Origin of the sequence: Flavobacterium sp. CAN_S2, from assembly GCF_015752255.1 — a bacterium.
Classification (GTDB): Bacteria; Bacteroidota; Bacteroidia; order Flavobacteriales; family Flavobacteriaceae; genus Flavobacterium.
Window position 1 is genome coordinate 148609 of record NZ_JADOVA010000006.1, and the last position, 22895, is coordinate 171503.

17 protein-coding genes are annotated in these 22895 nt (G+C 34.8%); 15 read left to right on the plus strand and 2 right to left on the minus strand.

What is annotated here, in order from left to right:
- Nucleotides 1–3: 3 nt before the first annotated feature.
- The 8 genes from IWX80_RS16215 to tamL all read left to right on the plus strand — a co-directional run bounded on the left by IWX80_RS16215 (nt 4) and on the right by tamL (nt 13148).
- A complete protein-coding gene (locus tag IWX80_RS16215) occupies nt 4–318 on the plus strand; it encodes a hypothetical protein (protein WP_196854362.1) in 315 nt (104 codons plus the stop codon).
- 155 nt (nt 319–473) lie between these two features.
- Nucleotides 474–1058 (plus strand): cytochrome b/b6 domain-containing protein, encoded by a 585-nt coding sequence (locus IWX80_RS16220; RefSeq protein ID WP_196854363.1) that lies wholly within the window; start codon nt 474–476, stop codon nt 1056–1058.
- A gap of 104 nt (nt 1059–1162) precedes the next feature.
- A complete protein-coding gene (locus IWX80_RS16225) occupies nt 1163–1723 on the plus strand; it encodes a helix-turn-helix domain-containing protein (RefSeq protein WP_121365023.1) in 561 nt (186 codons plus the stop codon).
- 77 nt (nt 1724–1800) lie between these two features.
- Nucleotides 1801–2931: a chromate efflux transporter gene (gene chrA / locus IWX80_RS16230; protein WP_196854364.1), complete on the plus strand. Its 1131-nt coding sequence runs from the start codon at nt 1801–1803 to the stop codon at nt 2929–2931.
- A 106-nt stretch (nt 2932–3037) separates the two neighbouring features.
- Complete coding sequence (locus IWX80_RS16235; RefSeq protein WP_196854365.1) at nt 3038–3847, plus strand: NIPSNAP family protein; 810 nt, start codon at nt 3038–3040, stop codon at nt 3845–3847.
- A gap of 166 nt (nt 3848–4013) precedes the next feature.
- On the plus strand, nt 4014–5693 hold the full coding sequence (locus IWX80_RS16240) for a Na/Pi cotransporter family protein (protein WP_196854366.1): 1680 nt from the start codon (nt 4014–4016) through the stop codon (nt 5691–5693).
- Between the two features lie 164 nt (nt 5694–5857).
- Entirely contained in the window at nt 5858–10861 is a 5004-nt protein-coding gene (locus IWX80_RS16245; RefSeq protein WP_196854367.1) for a translocation/assembly module TamB domain-containing protein, read from the plus strand.
- Complete coding sequence (tamL, locus tag IWX80_RS16250) at nt 10854–13148, plus strand: translocation and assembly module lipoprotein TamL (RefSeq protein WP_196854368.1); 2295 nt, start codon at nt 10854–10856, stop codon at nt 13146–13148. Before IWX80_RS16245 ends, tamL begins: the two co-directional genes overlap by 8 nt.
- Before the next feature lie 75 nt (nt 13149–13223).
- Here the strand turns inward: tamL and IWX80_RS16255 are convergent, their stop codons facing one another.
- On the minus strand, nt 13224–15731 hold the full coding sequence (locus tag IWX80_RS16255) for a M14 family metallopeptidase (protein WP_196854369.1): 2508 nt from the start codon (nt 15729–15731) through the stop codon (nt 13224–13226).
- 238 nt (nt 15732–15969) lie between these two features.
- On the opposite strand from IWX80_RS16255, the gene IWX80_RS16260 reads away from it, so the two are divergent.
- Nucleotides 15970–17397, plus strand: coding sequence for an L-serine ammonia-lyase (locus IWX80_RS16260; protein ID WP_196854370.1), 1428 nt, complete (start codon nt 15970–15972; stop codon nt 17395–17397).
- Nucleotides 17398–17481: 84 nt separating this feature from the next.
- On the plus strand, nt 17482–17652 hold the full coding sequence (locus IWX80_RS16265; RefSeq protein WP_196854371.1) for a hypothetical protein: 171 nt from the start codon (nt 17482–17484) through the stop codon (nt 17650–17652).
- 91 nt (nt 17653–17743) lie between these two features.
- On the opposite strand, the gene IWX80_RS16270 is transcribed toward IWX80_RS16265, so the two are convergent.
- Nucleotides 17744–18187, minus strand: a complete 444-nt coding sequence (locus IWX80_RS16270; RefSeq protein WP_196854372.1) for a nuclear transport factor 2 family protein — start codon at nt 18185–18187, stop codon at nt 17744–17746.
- A gap of 101 nt (nt 18188–18288) precedes the next feature.
- Here IWX80_RS16270 and panB point away from each other — a divergent pair, with 101 nt between their 5' ends.
- From panB to IWX80_RS16295, 5 genes are all read left to right on the plus strand, one after another.
- Nucleotides 18289–19107 (plus strand): 3-methyl-2-oxobutanoate hydroxymethyltransferase, encoded by an 819-nt coding sequence (panB, locus tag IWX80_RS16275; protein ID WP_113634592.1) that lies wholly within the window; start codon nt 18289–18291, stop codon nt 19105–19107.
- Between the two features lie 29 nt (nt 19108–19136).
- Nucleotides 19137–19826 (plus strand): RluA family pseudouridine synthase, encoded by a 690-nt coding sequence (locus IWX80_RS16280; protein ID WP_196854373.1) that lies wholly within the window; start codon nt 19137–19139, stop codon nt 19824–19826.
- A gap of 161 nt (nt 19827–19987) precedes the next feature.
- Complete coding sequence (locus IWX80_RS16285) at nt 19988–21316, plus strand: aldehyde dehydrogenase (protein WP_196854374.1); 1329 nt, start codon at nt 19988–19990, stop codon at nt 21314–21316.
- Nucleotides 21307–22044 (plus strand): nitroreductase family protein, encoded by a 738-nt coding sequence (locus tag IWX80_RS16290; RefSeq protein WP_196854375.1) that lies wholly within the window; start codon nt 21307–21309, stop codon nt 22042–22044. The genes IWX80_RS16285 and IWX80_RS16290 overlap by 10 nt, the downstream gene beginning before the upstream one ends.
- 20 nt (nt 22045–22064) lie before the next feature.
- The gene (locus tag IWX80_RS16295; RefSeq protein ID WP_196854376.1) at nt 22065–22853 is read left to right on the plus strand and encodes a hypothetical protein; all 789 of its coding nucleotides are present in this window, start codon (nt 22065–22067) and stop codon (nt 22851–22853) included.
- Nucleotides 22854–22895 lie beyond the last annotated feature (42 nt).

Below are 22895 nucleotides of genomic sequence, written 5' to 3' on the forward strand. Positions count from 1 at the left end.
TTTATGAAACAATTTTTAAAAATTACCAGCTGCTTACTAATCGTATTGGCACTGGCTGTAAGTTGCAGTCCGCTGCTAAACGCAAACACCACTGAATTCACCACCGGAAAAGTGCAGGAAATCGTTCTGGGCAAAGATGGCTATACCGCCAAATTAGCAACCACCGAAAATTCAATTTATCTGGTGACTATCAGTCGCGTCAATTTATTAGAACCTACACAATACAGACAGGTTTCAACTGGAGAAACCATACAAGTGAAAGGAGATATTTTTAAAATTTCAGGCGTTAATCACATGACCGTGCGAGTGCTGAAATAACAAAGAACTATCCTTTCGTTGCGCTGGAAGCCTTACGTATTTTTACATTGAGCGAAAGCTTTGTCAGTCTTTAAAGAAACCCCGGGCTATTAGATTCATTTTCTCATTTTTATCAAATAAGAATAAAAAGCGTAACCTTATTATCATTCAAAATCATGAAAAACAGAGAATACTCCGCCATTTACAGAATAATGCATTGGTCAATCGCCATTTGCATGACTTTATTACTTGTCACGATTTTTCTACGTTTGACGTGGATGAATAAAAATAATGTTGCGCTAATTATTCAAGATTATTTAGCGACTACAGACCAGAAGTTGACGCAAGACCAACTCATTACACTTGCCAAAAAAATAAGAAAACCCATGTGGGACTGGCATATTTATATTGGTTATGCTTTGGTAGGTTTGTATAGTATTCGGATTGCGCTTCCATTTTTTGGACAAATGAAATTCTCTAATCCGTTCAATAAAGATTTGGGAATTAAAGAAAAATTCCAATATTGGACGTATTTAGTTTTTTACGTTTGTGTCGCAATTTCCCTTATTACCGGTTTAATTATCGTTTTAGGTCCAAAAAATCTAAAAGAACCGATGGAAGGAATTCACGTCCTTTCTATTTATTATTTATTGGCATTTATCGTGATTCACTTATCGGGTGTTTTCTTCTCTGAATTGACGACCCAAAAAGGATTAATTTCCAGAATTATAAGTGGACCAACGAAGTCAGAAAAGAATTAAAAACAGAAAGCTTTTAGTAGTATATTTTAATGCAAGCTGAATCACATAAAAAGTAAATTGGTTGCAAACTGTTAATCCAAAATAATTAAAGTAAAAATTGGTTTATGAAAATCTATGTCAAAAACATGGCTTGCGAAAGTTGTAAAATCTTTGTAAAAGAGGCTTTGGAAGAGCTCGATATCTCACCAATAAAGATAGAACTTGGCGAGGTTGAAGTTAAGGAAGTGCTTACAGAAAGCCAAAAAAAGAAACTGAACAGCAAAATCAAAAAAGCAGGATTAGAATTATTAGAAAAAAAACAAGGCATTCTGATTGAGAAAATCCGAACAGTAATTATTGATTACGTTTACAACTCCGATGAAAAACCAGTCATCAAATTCTCCGTTTTATTAAGCGAAAAATTAAATCATAGTTATACGTATCTGGCCAATTTTTTCTCTGAAGTAGAAGCCAGTACAATCGAACAATATGTCATTTCACTGAAAGTGGAACGAATAAAAGAACTGATTCTTCTGGAAGAACTTACTCTTTCTGCTATAGCTTTCAAACTGCATTACAGCAGTGTTTCCCATTTGTCAAATCAGTTTAAAAAAGCAACCGGACTGACTCCTTCACATTTTAAACGATTAAAAGAAAAAAGAAGAATAACCATTCAAAACATTTAGTGAAAGACATTTCAGCATCTCTTAAACCAAATGCGATCTTACTATTGCATTTCCTTTAACAAAAAAGATTCTAAAAAATGCATCCTAATTCTGAATTAAAAGAAATTGCCAAGGTGTTCCTAAAGTTAGGATTTACTGCTTTTGGTGGTCCTGCGGCACATATTGCAATGATGCAGCAAGAGGTAGTTTCCAAACGAAAATGGCTCTCCGAACAACATTTTTTAGATCTTATTGGTGCCACAAATTTAATTCCGGGACCTAACAGTACCGAAATGGCAATCCATATTGGTCATGAACGGGCCGGTTGGAAAGGTCTGATTTTAGCTGGACTCTGTTTTATTCTGCCAGCGGTTTTCATCACCGGATTTTTTGCATGGGGTTACAAAAATTATGGACAGTTACCAGAAATTCAACCCTTTATTTATGGCATAAAGCCCGCGATTATTGCAGTGATTCTGGCTGCCGTTTATCCTTTGGCAAAGAAATCCCTGAAATCAATACCATTAGCCGGAATCGGAATTGCTGTCTTAATCCTGTCCTTACTCGACTTCAATGAAATCTATTTGATGTTTGGAGCCGGATTATTTGCCTTGTTCTGGTATTTCATCCGAAACCAAAAAGTGAAAAACACTTCTCTTTTTCTACCCTTAACGCTGATGAAGGTTTCCACTACAACAGTTTTGACTGCCACCAACATGAATTTGTTTTGGATTTTCTTGAAAATTGGCGCAATCCTTTATGGTAGCGGTTACGTACTTTTTGCTTTTCTAGATGCTGAACTCGTGGCTAACGGACTGCTCACCAGACAGCAATTAATAGATGCGATTGCTGTGGGACAATTTACACCGGGTCCAGTTTTTTCTTCGGTGACATTTATAGGATACCAAATCAACGGTTTGTCCGGCGCCGTAGTTTCTACAATTGCCATTTTTTTGCCTTCCTTTATTTTTGTTGCGCTTCTGAATCCATTGGTAAAGAAAATGAGAGGTTCAAAACCCTTTTCAGCATTTCTCGATGCGGTTAATATAGCTTCTGTGGCCATCATAATTTCGGTTTGTTCCGCCATGGGAAAAGAAACCGTTACAGATTGGCGCACCATTCTAATCGCTATAATAAGCCTCTCCATTACTTTTGGTTTCAAAAGAGTTAATAGTGCATTTATCGTTTTGGGCAGTTCCATTTTGGGTTATATGTTGACTCTTCTTTAAAAAATAAAAAGTAATTCGCTTCCCAAGTAATTACCAACCATAAAGTTGTATTTTTTTTTATACTTTTATAGATGAATAAATAAAACTACCAAACCAAAAACCAAGAATGAAATTATCTAAATTATTTTTTGCACTGTTGATCATTTTTAGCATGACCAGTTTTAAATGGGCTCCAAAGGATTCAATCGCAACATCACGTATGCTAAAATCTAGGGAATTTTACCAAATTAAAACCTATATTCTTAAAACCGAACAACAAGAGCAAACTACTGATGCGTATTTAAAAGAAGCTTATTTACCTGCATTGAAAAAACTGGGAATCAAAAATATTGGTGTTTTCAAACCAAAACCAATTGCCACAGACTCCCTGAAAAAAATTATCGTAATAATTCCATTTTCGTCTTTGGATCAATTTCTGAAACTTGACGAAAAATTAGCCAAGGACAAAACCTATTTAACTGCTGGAGCTTATTATTTGAAGGCTACTTACAAACAATCGCCTTATATGCGAATGGAATCTGTTTTATTAAAAGCTTTTTCAGATCATCCTTTCTTGACAAAACCAGCACTGAATAGCACTAGATCCAGTCGTGTTTATGAATTGAGAAGTTACGAATCAGCAACCGAAGCGATTTACCAAAATAAAGTAGATATGTTCAATGCTGGTGGAGAAATAAAACTTTTTGAACGTCTTGGATTTAACGCAGTTTTTTATGGCGAAGTAATTTCCGGTGCCAAAATGCCGAACTTGATGTATATGACTACTTTTGCTGACCAGCAAAGTCGAGATGCACATTGGAAATCCTTTGTAGATTCGCCGGAATGGAAAGGATTAATAGCTATGGAAAAGTATAAAAATAATATTTCGCACATCGACATTACTTTTTTATACCCAACAGATTATTCTGATTATTAATTTTACAAGACCAGATTTCAATCGTAAGCTACTAAAACTGCAACCCTAAAAGTTGTAGTTTTTTGTTTAAAGTAATAATCCAAATGCTAATTTGTAAAGAATAGAAGTCGAAACTTTAAAAAGGTATTACTGGTAAATTTAAGTATCTTTAATACCAATTTAAGCTATGGAAACACTCAATACGATACTAAAACTTGCTGCAGGTGTAGGATTATTTCTTTTCGCCATGTATTTGGTAGAAGAATCGCTGAAAAATCTCTCCGGCCGAAGTTTCAAACTATTTTTGCAACGCATTACAAAAAACAATATTGGTGCTGTTGTAGGCGGAACTATAATTACGGGCATACTTCAAAGCAGTTCGATGGTTTCGTTAATGGTTTTAGCGTTTGTAGGTGCGGGTGTTTTTACGATGAAAAATGCAATGGCCATCATACTTGGTGCTAATTTAGGAACAACAATTGCTAGTTGGCTGGTGGCTACTTTAGGTTTTAAAACTGATATAGAAGTTATTGCTTACCCAGCCGTTTGTTTGGGTGGGTTTTTACTTATTTTGCTTGGTAACCGCAAAAAATTCAAATACATCTCTTATTTTCTTTTGGGATTTGGCTTAATGTTCATCGGACTTTCCTTTATGAAAACCGCCATGGAGACTCAGGTACAACACTTTGATTTCTCGCAATATGCTTCCATGCCGCTAATCGTTTTTCTTATTATTGGTTTTTTGATTACGCTCATTGTCCAATCAAGTTCCGTAACCATGGCGCTCACATTAAGTGCTTTGAATGCCGGGGCAATAGGATTTCCTATGGCAGCCGCAATCGTATTGGGCGGAGAAACCGGAACGATCATTAAAATTCTTGTAAGTGCAATTGGAGGCAACGCATCAAAAAAACGCGTCGCTTTAGGCAATTTATTGTTCAATGTTTTCATCACTGCCATTGCCTTTATATTGCTAAAACCTATTCTGTTGTTGATTACTGACGTCATAAAAATCAAAGATCCGCTCATCGGTTTGGTTACATTTTCGAGTCTGATTAACTTACTGGCGATTGTACTTTTTCTGCCGGTTCTTGATATTTTTACTAAATTTCTAGAACGTTTTTTTAAAAATACGGATGGCAATTCTGCTGCTTTTATTGGCCACGCCTCAATTGCAGAACCTGTAACGGCGCTTGATTTATTCCGAAGAGAAACAAACTATTTCATTCACAACTCGATGCTTTTCAATCTGGAATTATTCAAAATTGATACGATTGCTTTAAAACAAAGCGAGTACATTGAAATCAATGAAAAAAATAATTTTGAAAAGAAATCCATCGAAGAAAAATATGAATTCCTCAAACAGTTGCAAGGGGAAATGCAGGCTTTCTATTTGAAATTGAGGACCAAATTAAACAGTGAACAAAACTCAGAACTCAGCCAATTAATTTCGGCGGCACGAAGTTCCATGCATGCAGTAAAAAGCGTGAAAGATATTGGCACAAATATTACCAACCTGAGTCGCTCTTCTAAAGATATTAAATACCAATTTTTCCTGCATCATAAAAACGAAACGCAACATTTATATATCAAATTAAATGCGTTTCTGACTAAACAAGAACCCACTAATTTTGAAGAATTAGAAATGCTTTTTGACACGATTCAAAAAAATTATACAACAGCATTAAACACATTTTATACAGAAGTACAACTGACAACCGTTGAAAGTATTGACATTACAACTGTTATCAATTTTAACAGGGAACTTTTCACATCAAATAAAGCAATGCTAATGGCCGTGAAAGATGTTTTATTAGACGAAAAAAACGCTCAAAATTTCAATGAAATCCCTATTTATAAAACCTAAAATTCACAAAAAAATCGAAAAATTTTCCGAAAAATTTTACAACTTTATTTTTGTATTTTATAATGTATTTTACTTTCAATTTTCGACCTTTGCAGGTAATTCCTTTTAGGATTGAAATTGAATTCTGATTTAATTGGTTATTTTTAGCTAAAAAAACACATCATTTGAAAAAATACTTAAAGATAAGTTTAAAAGTTTTCCTTTGGATAATAGGATCTATACTTCTGTTGTTCTTACTATTGGTTGTAGCCATTCAAATTCCATCGGTTCAAAATTACGCTAAAGATAAAGCGGTAACGTATCTGGAAGGAAAAATTAAAACTAAAGTTACCATTAAACGCATAGAAATTGGTCTTCCCAAAAAAGTAATTCTTGAAGGTGTTTATTTTGAAGATCAAAAAAAAGACACCCTTTTTGCAGGAGAAAAACTTTCGGTTGATATTAGTTTACTCCAATTAATGAATAATAAAGTCGAAATCAATTCTGTTCATTTAGAAGGAATTACGGCTCATTTAAATAGAGATTCAAAAGCTGTTTTTAATTTTGACTACATCATAGACGCGTTTGCATCGCCTGAGAAACAGAAAAAAGATTCGCCACCGATGCAATTTTCCGTAGAAAAAATCAAACTGGACCGAATCCAATTTAAATACAATGATTTTGTTACAAAAAACAATCTGTACGCCAATCTAAATCACTTTGAAACCAACATCAAAACTTTCGATTTAGACAAAATGAACTTTGAAATTCCGAAAGCAAAAATTAATGGATTAAAGTTCAGATTACAACAGGGCATCGTTCAAATTTCTAATGCAACCAAAGCCGCAGTTATAAAAAATGAGTCGGAATCCATCCTAAAATTAAAATTGGGTGAGATTGATTTGGCAAAAATTGATGTGGATTACCAAAGTGAAGAAACCAAACTAGAGACTAATTTCTATGTTAAAAAATTGCTTGCCAAAATTGACAAAATTGATTTAAACAATCAATTTGCCATCGTGGAGAGTTTTGATTTAACGGGCGTAGAAGGTGCTTTGACACTTGGAAAATTAGATAAAATAATACAAAAAAAAGAAACTGCAAATACCGAATCCAGCAATTGGGAATTCAAAATAAAGACGACGGAGTTCAAACGTGTTAATTTCCGTTACGACAATAATAATGTTGCTGCTACCAAACAAGGAATTGATTACAACCATTTGAATCTTACCAATTTAAATTTACAAGTAGATGCCCTCAATTACAATCCCGAAAATATATCCGGAGAAGTTAATTCCCTGAGCATAAAAGACAAAAGCGGTTTGAACATTCAATCCTTAACTACTGAGTTTTTTTATGGAAAGAAAAATGCCTTTTTTAAGAAATTATATTTAAAAACTCCACAAACGGAATTGAGGGATGAAATCAGAATTGGATATCCATCCATTGCTTCATTGGCTGCAAATCCGGGCGAATTAGGCCTTATCGCCTCTTTAAAGAAAAGTAAAATTGGAATTAAAGACATTTTACTTTTTGCCCCAACTTTGAACAAAACCAATCCTTTCATGAGCTATCCTAATGCTATAATGTTGCTGAATGGCTCCATAAAAGGGAAACTGAATAACATCATATTTCCGTCTATTGAGATTAGCGGCATTGGAACTACAAAATTAGCAGCAAGCGGAAGCATTGTCGGATTACCGGATATGACCAAAGCTTATTTCGACTTAAAGATCAAAAACCTTCAAACTGGCGCAAAGGATTTTGTTGGTTTTTTACCAAAAGGAACAATTCCAAATACGATTCAGTTGCCTTCAAAATTAAACGCAAAAGGAACATTTAAAGGAACGGTTGCTAATTTCAATACCAATTTGAATTTGGTCAGCAGTTTTGGAAATGCAAAAATCAAAGCAGCATTTGATCAACGCAGAAAAAATTATGAGAAATACGATGCTCAAACGGAGTTTACTAATTTTGATTTAGGGAAATTTATCAAAAACGATTCGATTGGAAAAGTAACATTAAAAGCCAATATAAAAGGAACTGGTTTTGATCCTAAAACCGCAACGGCTTCGTTAAACGGAAGTATTTTAAAAGCATATTACAACAAATACACATACAAAAATCTGAATGTAAAAGGAGCCATTCGAAATGGAAACTTTAATGCGACTGCTGTTGCAAAAGATCCTAATTTGACTTTTGATTTAGTGAGCAGCGGAAGTTTCAAAGACAAATATCCTTCGGGAAAATTAAAACTGAATGTCGATATAGCCGATTTAGAAAAGCTGAATCTACATGCCGGACCTTTAAAAATAAGAGGCGTTATAGATGCTGATATTCAGTCAGCTGATTTAGATTATCTCAACGGAACCGTCAATGCGCACAGCATAAATGTGGTCAATTCCAAAGAACAATTTGTAATTGATTCCATAAATATTGTAGCAACAACCAATTCTAAAAAAAACACCTTACTAGTAAATTCTCCATTTTTAGATGCAGAAGTTAATGGAAAATATAAGTTATCAAAAATTGCAAATGCACTAAAGAATTCTATTGCGACATATTATGACAGCAACCCAAATTCGAAAAAAATAGCAGTTGAAAATCAGCAATTTGATTTTAAAGTTAGTGTAAAAGACAATCCTATTATACTGAAACTTATTCCTGAACTGAAAAGTCTGGAACCAATAAATATAACAGGAAAATATAATTCAGTAAACGATTCCATTGTTTTGAATGGTTCGATTCCAAAATTAGTTTACGGAGCCAACACTATTACAAATGCGACTTTAAAAATTGATACTCAAGACAAAGCGCTGCTGTATAGCTTTATAGTAGACGACATTCAAAACAAACAAATTCAATTGCCACATACCAGCATTACTGGAAAAGTGGAGAAAAATCTAGTGGATTACATCTTGCAATTGAAAGATGCAAAAGATGTAGAGCGTTATTTAATTGCTGGTACATTAAAGGCAACCAATGGAAATAACGAAGTAAGCCTTGGTCCGGACAATTTATTATTGAACTATGAATCTTGGAAAATTGCGCAAGACAATCTCATTCGAATTGGCGCAAAAGGAATTTATATCGATAATTTCGAATTGAGTAAAGATGGAAGTAACATCAAAATCCAGTCTGAAACGGATAATCAAAATGCTCCAATTGCAATTGATTTTAAGGATTTTGACATCAATACGATTACCAGTTTTGTAGAGAAGAAAGATTTACAGTTAAGTGGAAAAATAAATGGAAATGCAACTGTAAAAAACATAACTAAGACACCGCTTTTCACTTCGGATTTGAATATTGAAAATTTCACTTTCAAAAAAGACACCGTTGGAAACATCAGCATCAAAGTCAATAATGCGATTGCAAATCAATATGATGCGAAAGTTGCCATTACCGGACAAGGAAATCAAGTGAATTTAGAAGGGTTTTACAAAGCGAATGAAAGTCGTTTTGATATGAATTTGGATATCGACAAATTGAATTTGAAAAGTATTCAAGGCTTTACATTAGATAACATTACGGAAAGCACCGGATTTTTAACAGGGAATTTCAAGATTACCGGAAATACAACGCAGCCAAAAGTCATTGGAGAATTACAATTCAACGACATTGGATTCAAAGCCACGCAACTTAATGCCAAATTTAAGTCTCTGAATGACAAAATCACCTTTACCGAAAATGCTATCCTTTTTGACACGTTTACTATAAAAGACGAGAAAGACAATGATTTAGTAATAAACGGAGCGATTAACAGTAGTAATTTCAGCAATTTTGGATTTGATTTATCTATTGATGCAGATAATTTTCAAGCGGTCAATTCGGAAGCGAAAGACAATGATTTGTATTATGGTCAACTGTTTCTGGACAACCATTTAAAAGTAAGCGGAACGATAGATAATCCTGTCGTTGAAGGAAATATCAGAATTAACAAAGACACTAAATTTACTGTTGTTTTACCACAATCTGATCCGTCAATAGCAGACAGAGAAGGAATTGTAGAGTTCATTGACCAAGACAATCCACAAATTTTAGGCACCGTTGCACTTGATGAAATCAGTAGTGAAATGGAGATAAAAGGAATCAATGCCTCTGTAAATATTGAAATCGATAAAGAGGCTGAACTTTCTTTAAACATCGATAAAGCAAGCGGAGATTTCTTAAAATTAAAAGGAGAAGCGCAATTGAATGGAGGAATTGATCCTTCAGGAAAAACAACGTTGACCGGAAGATATGAATTGTCTGAGGGAAGTTATGAAATGAATTTTAATGGAATCAAAAGGAAATTCGATATCAAGTCTGGAAGTTATATTTTGTGGACTGGAGAACCTACGAGCGCTGACATCAATATCACAGCAATTTATAAAACGGAAGCCGCTCCAATCGATTTAGTCAACGACCAATTAGGAGCTGTTACTGCCGAAATAAGAAATACATACAAACAAAGAATTCCGTTTGAAACCCGTCTAAAAATGACAGGAGAATTAATGAAACCTACAATCTCGTTTGACATTGTTTTACCGGAGGGAAATAACAGTGTTTCAACCGAAATTATTAATACTACACAGGCTAAATTGACTCAATTGCGTCAGCAACAAGATGAAATGAACAAGCAGGTTTTTGCCTTGTTATTATTGAACCGTTTTGTTGGAGAAAACCCATTTGCCAGTGAAACCGGAGGAACAAATGTTTCATCATTAGCGAGAGAAAGTGCGAGTAAAATTTTATCACAACAGCTTAATAACCTTGCGGGAGATTTAATTGAAGGCGTAGAACTTAATTTTGATTTGAATACTTCTGACGATTATACGACCGGTCAGCGCGAGAATAAAACCGACTTGAATGTTGGGATTTCAAAGAAATTACTGAATGACCGATTGAAAGTTACTGTTGGAAGTAGTTTTGGAATCGAAGGACCGCAGCAAACCAATCAGAACGCAAATAATATTGCAGGTGATGTTTCGCTGGATTATCAACTTTCTAAAGATGGAAGGTATAAAATCAGAGTATATCGTGTCAATAAATATCAAGTCGCACTTCAGGGAGAAGTGGTTGAAACTGGAGTCGCCTTTGTTATCACAATGAATTACAACAAGTTCAAAGAATTATACGCTAAAAGTGAAGCTAAAAAAGCAAAGCAAAAAGCTAAAAAAGAATTAAAAAATAAATCAGATGAATAAAACTCCTTTATTATACTTTCTTTTTTTAGGATTGTTTATTTCCTCGTGCAGTAATACCAAGTATTTGCCGGAAGGAGAATTATTGTATACAGGCGCAAAAATAAAAGTGGAAGGAAAACAAACCTCCAAGAAAGAAAACAAAGCGCTAAAAAACCAATTACAGGAAATTGTGAGACCCAAACCCAACTCTTCAATTCTTGGGTTAAAGCCAAAACTGTATATTTATAATTTGGCTGGGACGCCAAAGAAAGAAAAAGGATGGCGTTACTGGTTGAAAAATAAAGTAGGCGAACCACCCGTTTTATATAGTACAGTAGATTTAGAATACAACAAAAGTGTTTTACAAAATTTCTCTGAAAACAGCGGTTATTTCAATACCAAAACCACGGCGGATTCTACACGAAAAGGAAAAAAAGCAAGTGCTGAATATCTGGTAAATCCAGCAAAACAATACAAAATCAGGGAAGTTAAATTCCCTACAGATTCTTCCATTATTTCGACAGCCGTTCGCAATACAAGACGCAGAAGTTTGCTAAAAAAAGAGGAAGGATACAGCCTTGATGCCATCAAAGAAGAGAGAGTTCGTATTGATGCCCGATTAAAAGAAAAAGGTTTTTTCTACTTTAACCCCGATTATTTAAAAGTACAGGTTGATAGTACCGTTGCGGATCATCAAGTGGATTTAATTGTAAAAGTTAAAGAGGAAACTCCAAGTCAGGCAGAGACACCATACAAAATCAATAAAATTATTGTTTATCCTAATTACTCTATTGGGATTGACAGTGTAAAAAACAACATGGATTCTATCCAAAAGTACAATGATTTAACGATTATAGATCCGGAGAAATTATTCAAACCACGCATTTTTGACCGTGCGCTGTATTTTAAAAAAGAAGATTTATACAACAGAACCGATCATAACTTATCATTGAATCGATTGGTAAATTTAGGTACTTTTAAATTTGTAAAAAATCAATTTAGGGTTTCAGATACGACAGGAAATTATCTTGATGCCTACTATTATTTGACGCCGTTACCAAAAAAATCAATCCGATTGGAATTATTGGCTAAAACAAATTCAGCTAATTATACAGGAACCGAGCTCAATTTAAACTGGAGTAACAGAAATGCTTTCAGAGGTGCTGAATTGCTTACGATATCAGCATTTGGAGGTGTTGAAGTACAAGTTTCCGGACAAAATAATGGATTTAATGTCTATCGCTTCGGAACCGAGGCTAATTTAATTTGGCCAAGATTAGTGGCTCCTTTCAATCTCAATTCTCCAAGTGGTTTTGTACCAAAAACAAAAGCAACATTAGGTTATGAGTTTCAAAACAGAACCAAATTATACTCGTTGCAAACATTCAAAGGCTCTTTTGGATATTTATGGAAAGAGAGTGAACAGAAAGAACATTTATTGAATATCACTGAAATTACGTATGCCAGTCCTCAAAATGTAACGCAGTTGTATCAAGAACAAATCGATGTAAATCCATCATTAGAAAAAGTAATTGAGAAACAATTAATTTTTGGTCCAACCTACTCCTATACGTACACTAATACGTTGCAAAGAAGAAAGAAAAATACTTTTTATTACAAGGGAACCATAGACTTAGCCGGTAATATCGCCGGATTAGCTACGGGAGCAAACATTGAAAAAAAGGACCCAGTTAAATTTTTTGATGTCCCTTTTAGCCAGTTTATCAAAATTGAAAATGATTTTAGACATTATTACAGGTTAGGACCAGATTCCCAAATTGCCACCAGAGTTATTGCAGGAGCAGGATTTGCTTACGGTAACTCCCGGGAATTGCCTTTTATCAAGCAGTTTTTCATTGGTGGAACCAATAGTTTAAGAGCTTTTAGAGCACGTTCTATTGGACCGGGAAGTTTTGATGGCGCATCAACAAATACCAATGCTTTTTTGCCCGATCAATCTGGTGATATAAAATTGGAATTCAATTCCGAATACCGTGCTAAAATTTACGGATTAGTGAAAGGAGCTTTATTTATAGATGCCGGAAATATCTGGTTGTTGAATGAAAATACGGAAAAACCCGGAGCTAAATTCTCCAAAAAATTCATGAATGAAATCGCTGTTGGTGCAGGAGCCGGATTGCGTTTCGACTTCTCTTTTCTTATCTTGAGAACAGATCTTGCCTTTCCTTTAAGAAAACCATATTTGGCGGACGGCGATCGTTGGGTTTTAGATAAAATTGATTTTGGAAGCGGTCCTTGGCGAAGAGAAAATTTAGTTTTTAATTTAGCGATTGGATATCCATTTTAAAATAAAACAATTCAGATCAAACAAAAAAAGAGCACGAAATCATCGTGCTCTTTTTGTATAATATATAATCCAGTTTTAGTCTACCAAGAACAAGGCATTGCTAAACAGTAAATTTCCATTTTCCCAGAATCCTCTGAATAATGGATTGTCGACCATATAGATTACAGATCCGTCGCCTTTTGGTTCTACTGCAAAACTTACAGTATTATTTAATTTCTTTTTGATTTCATTACCAACAAAACCATAGCTTTTATAATCTTTAGGAACGTAAACAACATTTGTGGCTTTCTTCAACAATGAATAATGTCTGTCATCTGTTTTTAAACTGAAATATTTATCGCCTAAACCAAAAGACATTGGATGTGTTTTATTCAGAAGATTTTCGATGATGGCACCCGGAATCGATTTAGAAATATACCTGCGCTCTGAATCCTGAAAATCTAGAAAACGCTCTTTCAATTCCTCTTCTTCAGCCTCTTTCTCAGAACTTAATTTATCTTCTTCAGTTGCAAAAGGGCTCAACGCATATCCTTCTTTAGCCTCAAAAAGGGTAAGCGCACTATTCATCGCAATCACTTTTCCACCGTTTTTAATCCACTCGCCAATTTTCTTTTGTTGGTCTTCTGAAAAATCATAATATCCATCCGCCATAATAAGCGTATTGTAATTGAATAAATTTAATCTGTTAAAATTGCTTACCTCAACTACGCTCACCGGATATCCAATAGTTTCTTCCATATAATACCAAGTAGCGCCAAACTCTGTAGAACCAACTCCTTTTCCTGATAATAATACGACTTTCGGTGCTTTTAGTAAATTGAAATTCTCTCCACCAACATCTTTAGAATTAGATGAAAATCCTGTAGCTATATAATTATAATCGGTTTTTATTTTAATCAGTTCTCCAATCGTTTTTTCAAAATCTACTACTTTTGGATTATCGGCTTTGGTGACAATCAAACCACCCGGCTCTACTATTACATCGCTAAAAACAGCTTTTTTCATCGCCGACCTAACTTTGATATTATTTTGGTGCAATAATGAAAGCACCTGAGCTGAAATCCTGTTATTCCAAGGAATATGAAATGCATATACATTTTGTGGAATTCCTTTTTCTTGCAGTTCAATGGATGCTTTTGTTTTGATAGCCAAACTGTTTTTCAACGCATAGCCTTCAACTCCATACGCCAAAGGCAAAGCCCAAGAAGTAATATCATAGGATAAACTGTCATTCAACTTTTGATTTGGTTCAAAAAGTACCTGCGCAAAAACAGCTTTTTGTTGGTCTACTTTTACAATTAAATCATTCGGTTCAATCGTAAAACCTTTCTCAGTTTTAGTATTATAATTAAATCCAGATGCTTTTTGACTGGCATCGGCATAACTGAATTCTACATTATTTTTTTTCAACAAATCCGCCATTTGAATTAATTTCGGATTGTTTTTCATCACGTACATTTTATAATTTCCCTTCACTGTTTTTCGGGAATTATTCATAAAACCTCTGAAACCTTTTAGCAAAACATCCGCTTGTGCCGCCGCTGATTCTACTACGGTCAAAACTGCCGTTGCGTGATGTGTTAATCGGTCTTGTATTGTAAGGGTTATTCCGTTACTCATTGTAACTGCTCTCCCCGCGCCTATTCCGCCTTGTTCCATCGTCATTCCTACCGCACCATTGTATGTAGGATAGGTATCGCCATAACTTGGATAAAACAAATCAAAACGTTCGCCGGTATTGTACATCCAGTTTTGAGCATCAAATTTTTTAGAAATATTTTTACCTAAAGTATAGTGAAAATCTTTCTGGTATTTCTCAATATATTCGTGCAAAGGTTCCGCTGATGGTGGAAAAAAATACGGAGAATCGTATCCCATTTCATGTACATCCGTATGAACTTGAGGCATCCATTGGTTATACAACGCAATACGCTGCTGGGTTTCCGGTTGTGTTTGCCAAGCCCAATCTCTATTTAAATCAAAAATATAATGATTGTATCTCCCGCCTGGCCAAACTTCCATGTGCTCTCTGTCTGACAGTTCCGGATGCGTTTTTTTTCCTGAAATTTCTCGTAACCAATTCCCGTATCTGGAATATCCATCCGGATTGATGCATGGATCAAGGATTACAATCGTATTCTCTAACCACTTTTTGGTTTCAGTATTCGAAGGATTTACCAATTCGTACGCTACGGTCATGGCACTTTCGGTTCCGGCAAATTCATTTCCGTGAACATTAAAACTCAACCATACAATTAATTTATCACCAATCATTTGCGATTTATTTTCGGATAAACCAATAGCTGCTAAATTGTTATTTCGTATTTGTTCCAAATTAGCTAAGTTCTGCGGACTAGAAATAAAATACACATTCAAATCCCTTTGTTCCGGCGTTACACCATACTTTTGATGTTTGATAAAAGTGGACTTTTCCGTAAGATGTTTAAAATAATTTTCGGCCTGATGATAATAGGTAATTTGTTTCCCGTAATTGGGTAAAAACTGGGATGGACTTTGCACTTGTGCCTGAACACTCAGCACCAAAGTTAGCATTAGATAAAAAGAAAAAACAGTCTTTTTCATATTGTTTTGGGTTAGTTATACTTCAAAAATAGCCATTTACGAAGTATTGCACAAGCTTAATTTCGGATTAGTGAATTATTGATTTTACCAAACCTCTAGTTTTTATTAATTCATTTTTTGTTGAAGAATACTAACAATACAGCAACTTTCGTTATTAAAAAAACAATATTATTCCGTTTTGAATTAGTATCATTGCTACATTCTATTATATTTGCAAACAACAAAATTCATACAACAAATGGAAGAATGTATCTCAGTTTTTGATATGCTAAAAATTGGTGTCGGACCTTCAAGTTCGCACACACTTGGACCTTGGAGAGCAGCAGAACGCTTTCTTAGTGAATTGAGAAATGAAAATTTACTTCCTGTTGTAAATCGGGTAAAAATAGATTTATACGGTTCCCTTTCCCTGACCGGAAAAGGCCACGCCACAGATTTAGCCGTAATGCTAGGTTTAAGCGGGCAAGATCCGGAATACATTCCCGTTGAAAATATTGATGCTATTATCAAATCCATTGAATCTAAAAACGAAATTAATTTAGGAAACGAAAAACCAATTCCTTTTTATTTCCTTCAAGACATTGTTTTCAATAAAAACTTCCTTCCTTTTCATGCCAATGGAATGACTTTTACGGCGTATATGATTGATGACAGCGAATACGTTTCTACCTTTTATTCAATTGGTGGCGGATTTGTAGTCAAAGAAGAACGCATCAACGCCAAGAAGAAAACACAAATAAAATTTGCTTTTCCTTATCCAATTGAGAAAGCAGCTGAACTATTGGATTTTTGCAAAAAAGAGAATAAATCCATATCAGAAATCGTTTATGAAAACGAAAAATCAATGCGTACCGAAGCGGTTATTGATCATGAATTGATGCGCATTTGGAAAACTATGCTGGAATGCATGTACATTGGTTGCCATTCTGAAGGGATTCTTCCCGGCGGATTAAACGTCCGTCGCCGTGCTTTTGATATGCACCAAAACCTCATCGGTTTAGCTAATTATGACTCTCCACAAACCTGGCTCGAAGAAATCAGAAAAACAGAAGTGAAATTTCGCCAAATCCTGAAATGGGTTTCCTGTTTTGCCCTTGCGGTAAATGAAGTAAACGCTGCTTTAGGACGTGTGGTTACGGCTCCAACAAACGGAAGTGCGGGTGTAATTCCTGCCGTTTTGATGTACTATTTAGTAATTGAAAACCACAATGCCGGAGAAAAAGAAATCAAACAATTCCTGATGGTTGCCGGAGAAATAGGCAGTATTTTCAAGAAAGGTTCTACCATTTCCGCAGCAATGGGTGGTTGTCAGGCAGAAATAGGCGTTTCTTCCTCGATGGCGGCAGCGGCTTTATGCGAATTGATGGGCGGAACTCCCGAACAAGTTTTAATGGCTGCCGAAATTGCAATGGAACATCACTTGGGATTGACTTGTGATCCTATTGCAGGTTTGGTTCAGATTCCATGTATTGAAAGAAATACGATGGGTGCCATAAAAGCGATTAATGCTGCTGAACTAGCTTTGGAAACCGATCCGAAAAATGCAAAAGTACCTTTAGACAAAGTAGTAGACACGATGTGGCAAACCGCCAAAGACATGAACAACAAGTACAAAGAAACTTCCGAAGGCGGATTAGCGATTGCCGTGAATATGGCGGATTGTTAAAATTATTAACATAAATTCAAAATACAAGCAATCTAAAATTCAACTATTTACAGTAAATTTAAAACCTATTCTTAAATCAAAATAATGGAAATTAATTGGGTAATAGTTAGTATAGTAATCATTTGTGTGCTTATTTTGATTGTATTTCTTATTAGAAAAAATCAAAAAGATAAAAAGAAGTACACTCATTTCTTGAACAATGATTACAAAAAAGTTGATGAAAAAGAATCAGATTTGAATGACGACACTTATTAATTTGTCTTGTTAAATTCTTTTGAAAACCAGCAGAAATCATTTCACTTTTCATGAAACAAAATTCATTATTTCATGAAAAGTGAAACCAAAACTACTTTCTTCTAGTATCAATCAAGTGAACGATTTTCCATCCAGATTTTTCGGATGTATCTTTCTTGAAAAGTGTAAAAGCATTCACTCCTTTGTGACTCAATTTTCCATTGACAAAAAACTCATAAGGTGTCCAAGCGTGTGCCATGCTTCCATCTACTTGAATAGAATAACTGATGATTTTTTCCTGAAACTTCACTTCAGCAGGAATAGAACCGATTGATTTAAAAAAAGCTTGTGGGTTTTCATTGGATAATTTAGTTCCTTTTGCATTTTCACTTATGGACTGTAACATCATTGTTTCGTCACAAAGCACCTTTAATTTCAGCGTATCTTTGGCATGAAAAGCCTCAAAAAAAGTTTCAATTACCTTTTGAATTTCTTGATTTTGAGCTTGAGAATTCGCCGTTGTAAACAATACTATCATTACTACTATTTTACGCATAATTACTTTTTTAATTAATTGGTATTGCAAGTAACATTACTGTTACATTTTTGAGTTAAAAATATACATTTTATTACCTTTACAATCTTAAAACAACAAATATGTCTGTCGCAAAAAAAGATTATAAAAGGATTACTACAAAATCACTGATTGAAATGAAAGCCAATGGAGAGAAAATTTCCATGCTTACCGCATACGATTATACCATGGCAAAAATCGTTGATACTGCCGGAATTGATGTGATTCTTGTTGGTGATTCTGCTTCAAATGTGATGGCGGGTCACGAAACGACTTTGCCAATTACGTTAGACCAAATGATTTATCACGCCTCATCTGTGGTGAGAGCCATAGAAAGAGCATTGGTTGTTGTGGATTTGCCTTTTGGAAGTTATCAATCAGATCCTAAAGAAGCCTTGCGTTCTGCCATCCGAATCATGAAGGAAAGCGGCGGTCATGCCGTAAAACTGGAAGGCGGAAAAGAAATAAAAGATTCAATCAAGAAAATATTAAACGCAGGAATTCCAGTGATGGGACATTTGGGTTTAACCCCACAATCTATATATAAATTTGGAACGTATACCGTTCGTGCCAAAGAAGAAGAAGAAGCACATAAACTAATTGAAGATGCTAAATTGCTGGAAAGATTAGGTTGTTTCGCCTTGGTTTTGGAAAAAATTCCTGCTCATTTAGCTGAAAAAGTAGCCCAAAGTATTTCGATTCCGGTAATTGGTATTGGTGCTGGTGGTGGTGTTGACGGTCAAGTTTTGGTAATTCACGATATGTTAGGAATGAATAATGAATTTAGTCCGCGTTTCTTGAGAAGGTATATGAATTTATACGAAGGAATGACAACTGCCATCGGTCAATATGTTGCCGATGTGAAATCAAGTGATTTTCCTAATTCCAGCGAACAATATTAAGCCCCTAAACCCGAAAGGGGAATTTAAAAATGAAAATAGTTTCCAATAAAAATAACCTGCAAGTTCTTCACGAAGACAACCATCTTATTGTGGTCAACAAGCGTGTAGGCGATATTGTGCAAGGTGATAAAACGGGTGATAAACCGCTGTCTGATGTGGTTAAAGAATATATAAAAGACAAATACAACAAACCTGGTGAAGTGTTTCTGGGCGTCGTACATCGTTTGGATCGCCCAACAACCGGAATAGTCGTTTTTGCCCGAACCAGTAAAGCGTTGACAAGAATGAATGAGTTGTTCAGTAACCGTGAAACTCAAAAAACGTATTGGTGTATTGTCAAAAATAAACCTGCAAATTCCCAAGATAAGTTGGTTCATTATATTAAAAGAAACGAAAAAAATAACACTTCAAAAGCGCATTTAAAAGAAGTTCCTGACAGTAAACTAGCCAGTTTAGATTATAAAATCATTCAGGAACTCAACAATTATTTTGCTTTGGAAATTAATCTTCACACAGGAAGACACCATCAAATCAGGGCACAGCTTTCGGCAATTGGTTCACCTATAAAAGGCGATTTGAAATACGGTTTTGATCGAAGTAATCCCGATGGAGGAATACATTTGCATGCTCGTAAACTAGTTTTTGTACATCCTGTTACTAAAGAAAATATAGAAATCATCGCACCAACACCTGATGATGTGATTTGGAATGCAGTCTAATATCTTGCAGTTTATATATCAAAAAACGGTAACAAAAAACATAACTTTCAGACTTATACCATAGAAAAACAGGAATAAAATCCTGTTTTTTTTTTATTTTAGCTTCTAAAGAAAGTTGCTGTAAATTAATAATTATGTATTTTTAATTTAAAAATCATCTCATGAATCACAAAACTGACATAAAATACCGAAAAGAATCTCTTAAAAAATTATTACATGTCATCACAAAACATGAAGAGGAAATTATTAAGGCATTGTATGATGATTTTAAAAAACCTGCTTTTGAAGCCGTTTTAACTGAAACTAATTACGTCATCAGTGATTTAAAAGAGACGATAAAAAACATCGATTCTTGGGCAAAGCCAAAAAGGGTTTTCCCTTCATTTTTAAATTTCCCTTCTTCTGATTACGTATACAGTGAACCTTATGGCAATGTTTTAATCCTTTCTCCTTGGAATTATCCGTTTCAATTGGCTTTATGTCCCCTTGTTGCCGCTGTTGCCGCAGGGAATAAAGTGACTTTAAAACCATCTGAACTAACACCGAATACGTCGAATATTATAGCGAAAATAATCACTGAAACTTTTCCGGTGAAAGATGTTGTCGTAATTACTGGAGACGCCACTATTGCAGCAAATTTGTTAAGCAAACGCTGGGATTACATCTTTTTTACAGGAAGTGTTGCCGTTGGAAAAATAGTAGCTAAGGCTGCAGCCGAAAATCTAACGCCGGTAACGCTAGAATTAGGCGGGAAAAGTCCTTGCATTGTTGATGAAACAGCCAATTTAGAATTAAGTGCCCGACGCATTGTTTGGGGAAAAATCATAAACGCCGGACAAACCTGTGTGGCTCCAGATTATATTTTGGTACACCATAAAATGAAAGATACTTTGGTAAAATTTCTTATTCAGGAAATTGAAAAAGCATTGGGAACAAATCCAGAAGAATCTCCGGATTTTGCCCGAATTATCAACCTGAAAAACTGGCAACGCCAATTGAGTTTGCTGGAAAATCAAAAAATACTTTTTGGAGGACAATCAAACCGAGATTCGCTATACCTCGCTCCTACTTTACTGGATGAACCTAAAATGGACAGTCTAGTTATGACCGAAGAAATTTTTGGACCGATACTTCCGATACTTTCCTACGAAACAAAATCAGACATTTATACAATAATTTCGAGCTTCGAAAAACCATTATCCTTCTATTTATTTTCCCAAAACAAATCTTTTATCGATGAAGTCATCCATAAATATTCGTTTGGTGGCGGTTGTATTAATGACACCGTGATTCATCTGGCAAACAATCGACTTCCCTTTGGCGGTGTTGGAAATTCCGGAATGGGAGCGTATCACGGAAAATTAAGTTTTGATATTTTTTCTCATAAAAAATCGATTGTAAAAAAAGGAACTTGGCTAGATTTACAACTGCGTTATGCACCTTATAAAGACAAATTAAAAACCATTCAAAAACTCTTAAAATGGATGTAGCCAATGAAAAATCAGTAAGCGAAGCCATAAAATACAGACGCTCGGTTCGGGTTTTTAAAAATGAAGCTATTGATACTGAAAAAGTAAAAGAATGTATTCAATTAGCGACTTTGGCACCCACCAGCAGTAATATGCAACTTTGGGAATTTTATCACGTAGTCTCCCCAGAAATAATTCAAAAAATAGCCAAAGCCAGTTTTGACCAAAACGCATCTAAAACAGCGCAGCAATTGGTAGTTGTTGTTGCAAGGAAGGATTTATGGCGCAAAAGAGTGCAATCGAATATTGATTATTTGAAAAATCAATACGGTAATAAGCCTGAAGCAGAATATTCCAAAAGAGAGAAATTTGCATTGAATTATTATCAGAAAATTATTCCGGCACTTTATTTTGATTTTTTAGGAATTATCGGAATGATAAAGTTCGTTGTTTTTCAAGTCATTGGAATATTTAAACCTATTTACAGACAGGCGCGGCAAAGCGACATGCGTATTGTTGCTCACAAAAGTGCAGGACTCGCAGCGCAGAATTTTATGATCAGTATGGCAGCAATCAATTATGATACGTGTCCCATGGAAGGTTTTGATTCGCTGAGAATTAAAAAAATATTACATTTGCCGGCTTCCGCAGAAATCAATATGATTTTAGGCTGCGGTGTCAGAGACGAAAATGGTGTTTATGGAGAAAGATTCCGAATCCCATTTGAAGAAACTTATTTTAAAGTATAATTAATCAATATATAAACCAAATGAATAAAACTACACAAAAAAGAATTTCAGAAATAAAACAGAATGGCTACAGCTTAGATTTTGGCAATGTTTTCAACCATGCTTTCGAAAATTATAAAAAAATTGCTCTTTATGGTGGTTTGATAATTTTCGTCTTCTTTTTTCTGCTTAGTATTTTAGGATTTGGAATAATGATGGCAATATTTGGAGCGCCAGTTATATTAGATTTTTTAAAACCAGAAAATTTAAAACTGGAAGGAATTGCCTTACCTACTCTGCTTATCATTACAGGAATTTCAGCACTAACTTCAAGTTTATTTAGTCCATTTACTGCGGGCTTAATAAAAATGGCTTATTGCGCAGAAAGAGATGAAGAATTTCATGTCTCCACTATGTTTGAATTTTTTAAAGCTCCCTATTTCAAGGAACTTTTTATTGCAACATTCTTGGTCTCTATGACTAGTTCTATCATAGCAACACTGATTAATTTTGCGCAAATACCTGCTCTTGGTTTTATTGTAACCGTAACTGCCTGGTTATTCACGATATTAATGATTCCGTTAATTATTTTTGGGGATTTGAAAGCGGTAGAAGCAATAGAAACCAGCATTCTATTGGTTTCTAAACAACCATTAATGCTGCTGGGATTGATAGTTATTGCGAGAATTGGAGTGGTGGTAGGTTTGATAGGATGTTGTATTGGGATATTTTTCACATTACCATTTATGTACTCCTTATACTATGCCATTTACAGTGAAATTGTAGGTTTTGAAAATGAAAGCGAAACTGAATTTCAAGAAAGAATATAAAAATTAAGAATTACATTTTTTGAATATAGACCAAAACAGAAA

What these genes read in the sequence shown, in the direction of transcription:
- IWX80_RS16220 (WP_196854363.1), top strand. Translation starts at nt 474, where the DNA reads ATGAAAAACAGAGAATACTCCGCCATTTACAGAATAATGCATTGGTCA.
- IWX80_RS16265 (WP_196854371.1), top strand. Translation starts at nt 17,482, where the DNA reads ATGGAAATTAATTGGGTAATAGTTAGTATAGTAATCATTTGTGTGCTT.
- IWX80_RS16290 (WP_196854375.1), top strand. Translation starts at nt 21,307, where the DNA reads ATGGATGTAGCCAATGAAAAATCAGTAAGCGAAGCCATAAAATACAGA.
- IWX80_RS16240 (WP_196854366.1), top strand. Translation starts at nt 4,014, where the DNA reads ATGGAAACACTCAATACGATACTAAAACTTGCTGCAGGTGTAGGATTA.
- IWX80_RS16295 (WP_196854376.1), top strand. Translation starts at nt 22,065, where the DNA reads ATGAATAAAACTACACAAAAAAGAATTTCAGAAATAAAACAGAATGGC.
- IWX80_RS16260 (WP_196854370.1), top strand. Translation starts at nt 15,970, where the DNA reads ATGGAAGAATGTATCTCAGTTTTTGATATGCTAAAAATTGGTGTCGGA.
- IWX80_RS16235 (WP_196854365.1), top strand. Translation starts at nt 3,038, where the DNA reads ATGAAATTATCTAAATTATTTTTTGCACTGTTGATCATTTTTAGCATG.
- panB (WP_113634592.1), top strand. Translation starts at nt 18,289, where the DNA reads ATGTCTGTCGCAAAAAAAGATTATAAAAGGATTACTACAAAATCACTG.
- IWX80_RS16285 (WP_196854374.1), top strand. Translation starts at nt 19,988, where the DNA reads ATGAATCACAAAACTGACATAAAATACCGAAAAGAATCTCTTAAAAAA.
- IWX80_RS16255 (WP_196854369.1), bottom strand. Translation starts at nt 15,731, where the DNA reads ATGAAAAAGACTGTTTTTTCTTTTTATCTAATGCTAACTTTGGTGCTG.
- IWX80_RS16280 (WP_196854373.1), top strand. Translation starts at nt 19,137, where the DNA reads ATGAAAATAGTTTCCAATAAAAATAACCTGCAAGTTCTTCACGAAGAC.
- tamL (WP_196854368.1), top strand. Translation starts at nt 10,854, where the DNA reads ATGAATAAAACTCCTTTATTATACTTTCTTTTTTTAGGATTGTTTATT.
- IWX80_RS16270 (WP_196854372.1), bottom strand. Translation starts at nt 18,187, where the DNA reads ATGCGTAAAATAGTAGTAATGATAGTATTGTTTACAACGGCGAATTCT.
- IWX80_RS16215 (WP_196854362.1), top strand. Translation starts at nt 4, where the DNA reads ATGAAACAATTTTTAAAAATTACCAGCTGCTTACTAATCGTATTGGCA.
- IWX80_RS16225 (WP_121365023.1), top strand. Translation starts at nt 1,163, where the DNA reads ATGAAAATCTATGTCAAAAACATGGCTTGCGAAAGTTGTAAAATCTTT.
- chrA (WP_196854364.1), top strand. Translation starts at nt 1,801, where the DNA reads ATGCATCCTAATTCTGAATTAAAAGAAATTGCCAAGGTGTTCCTAAAG.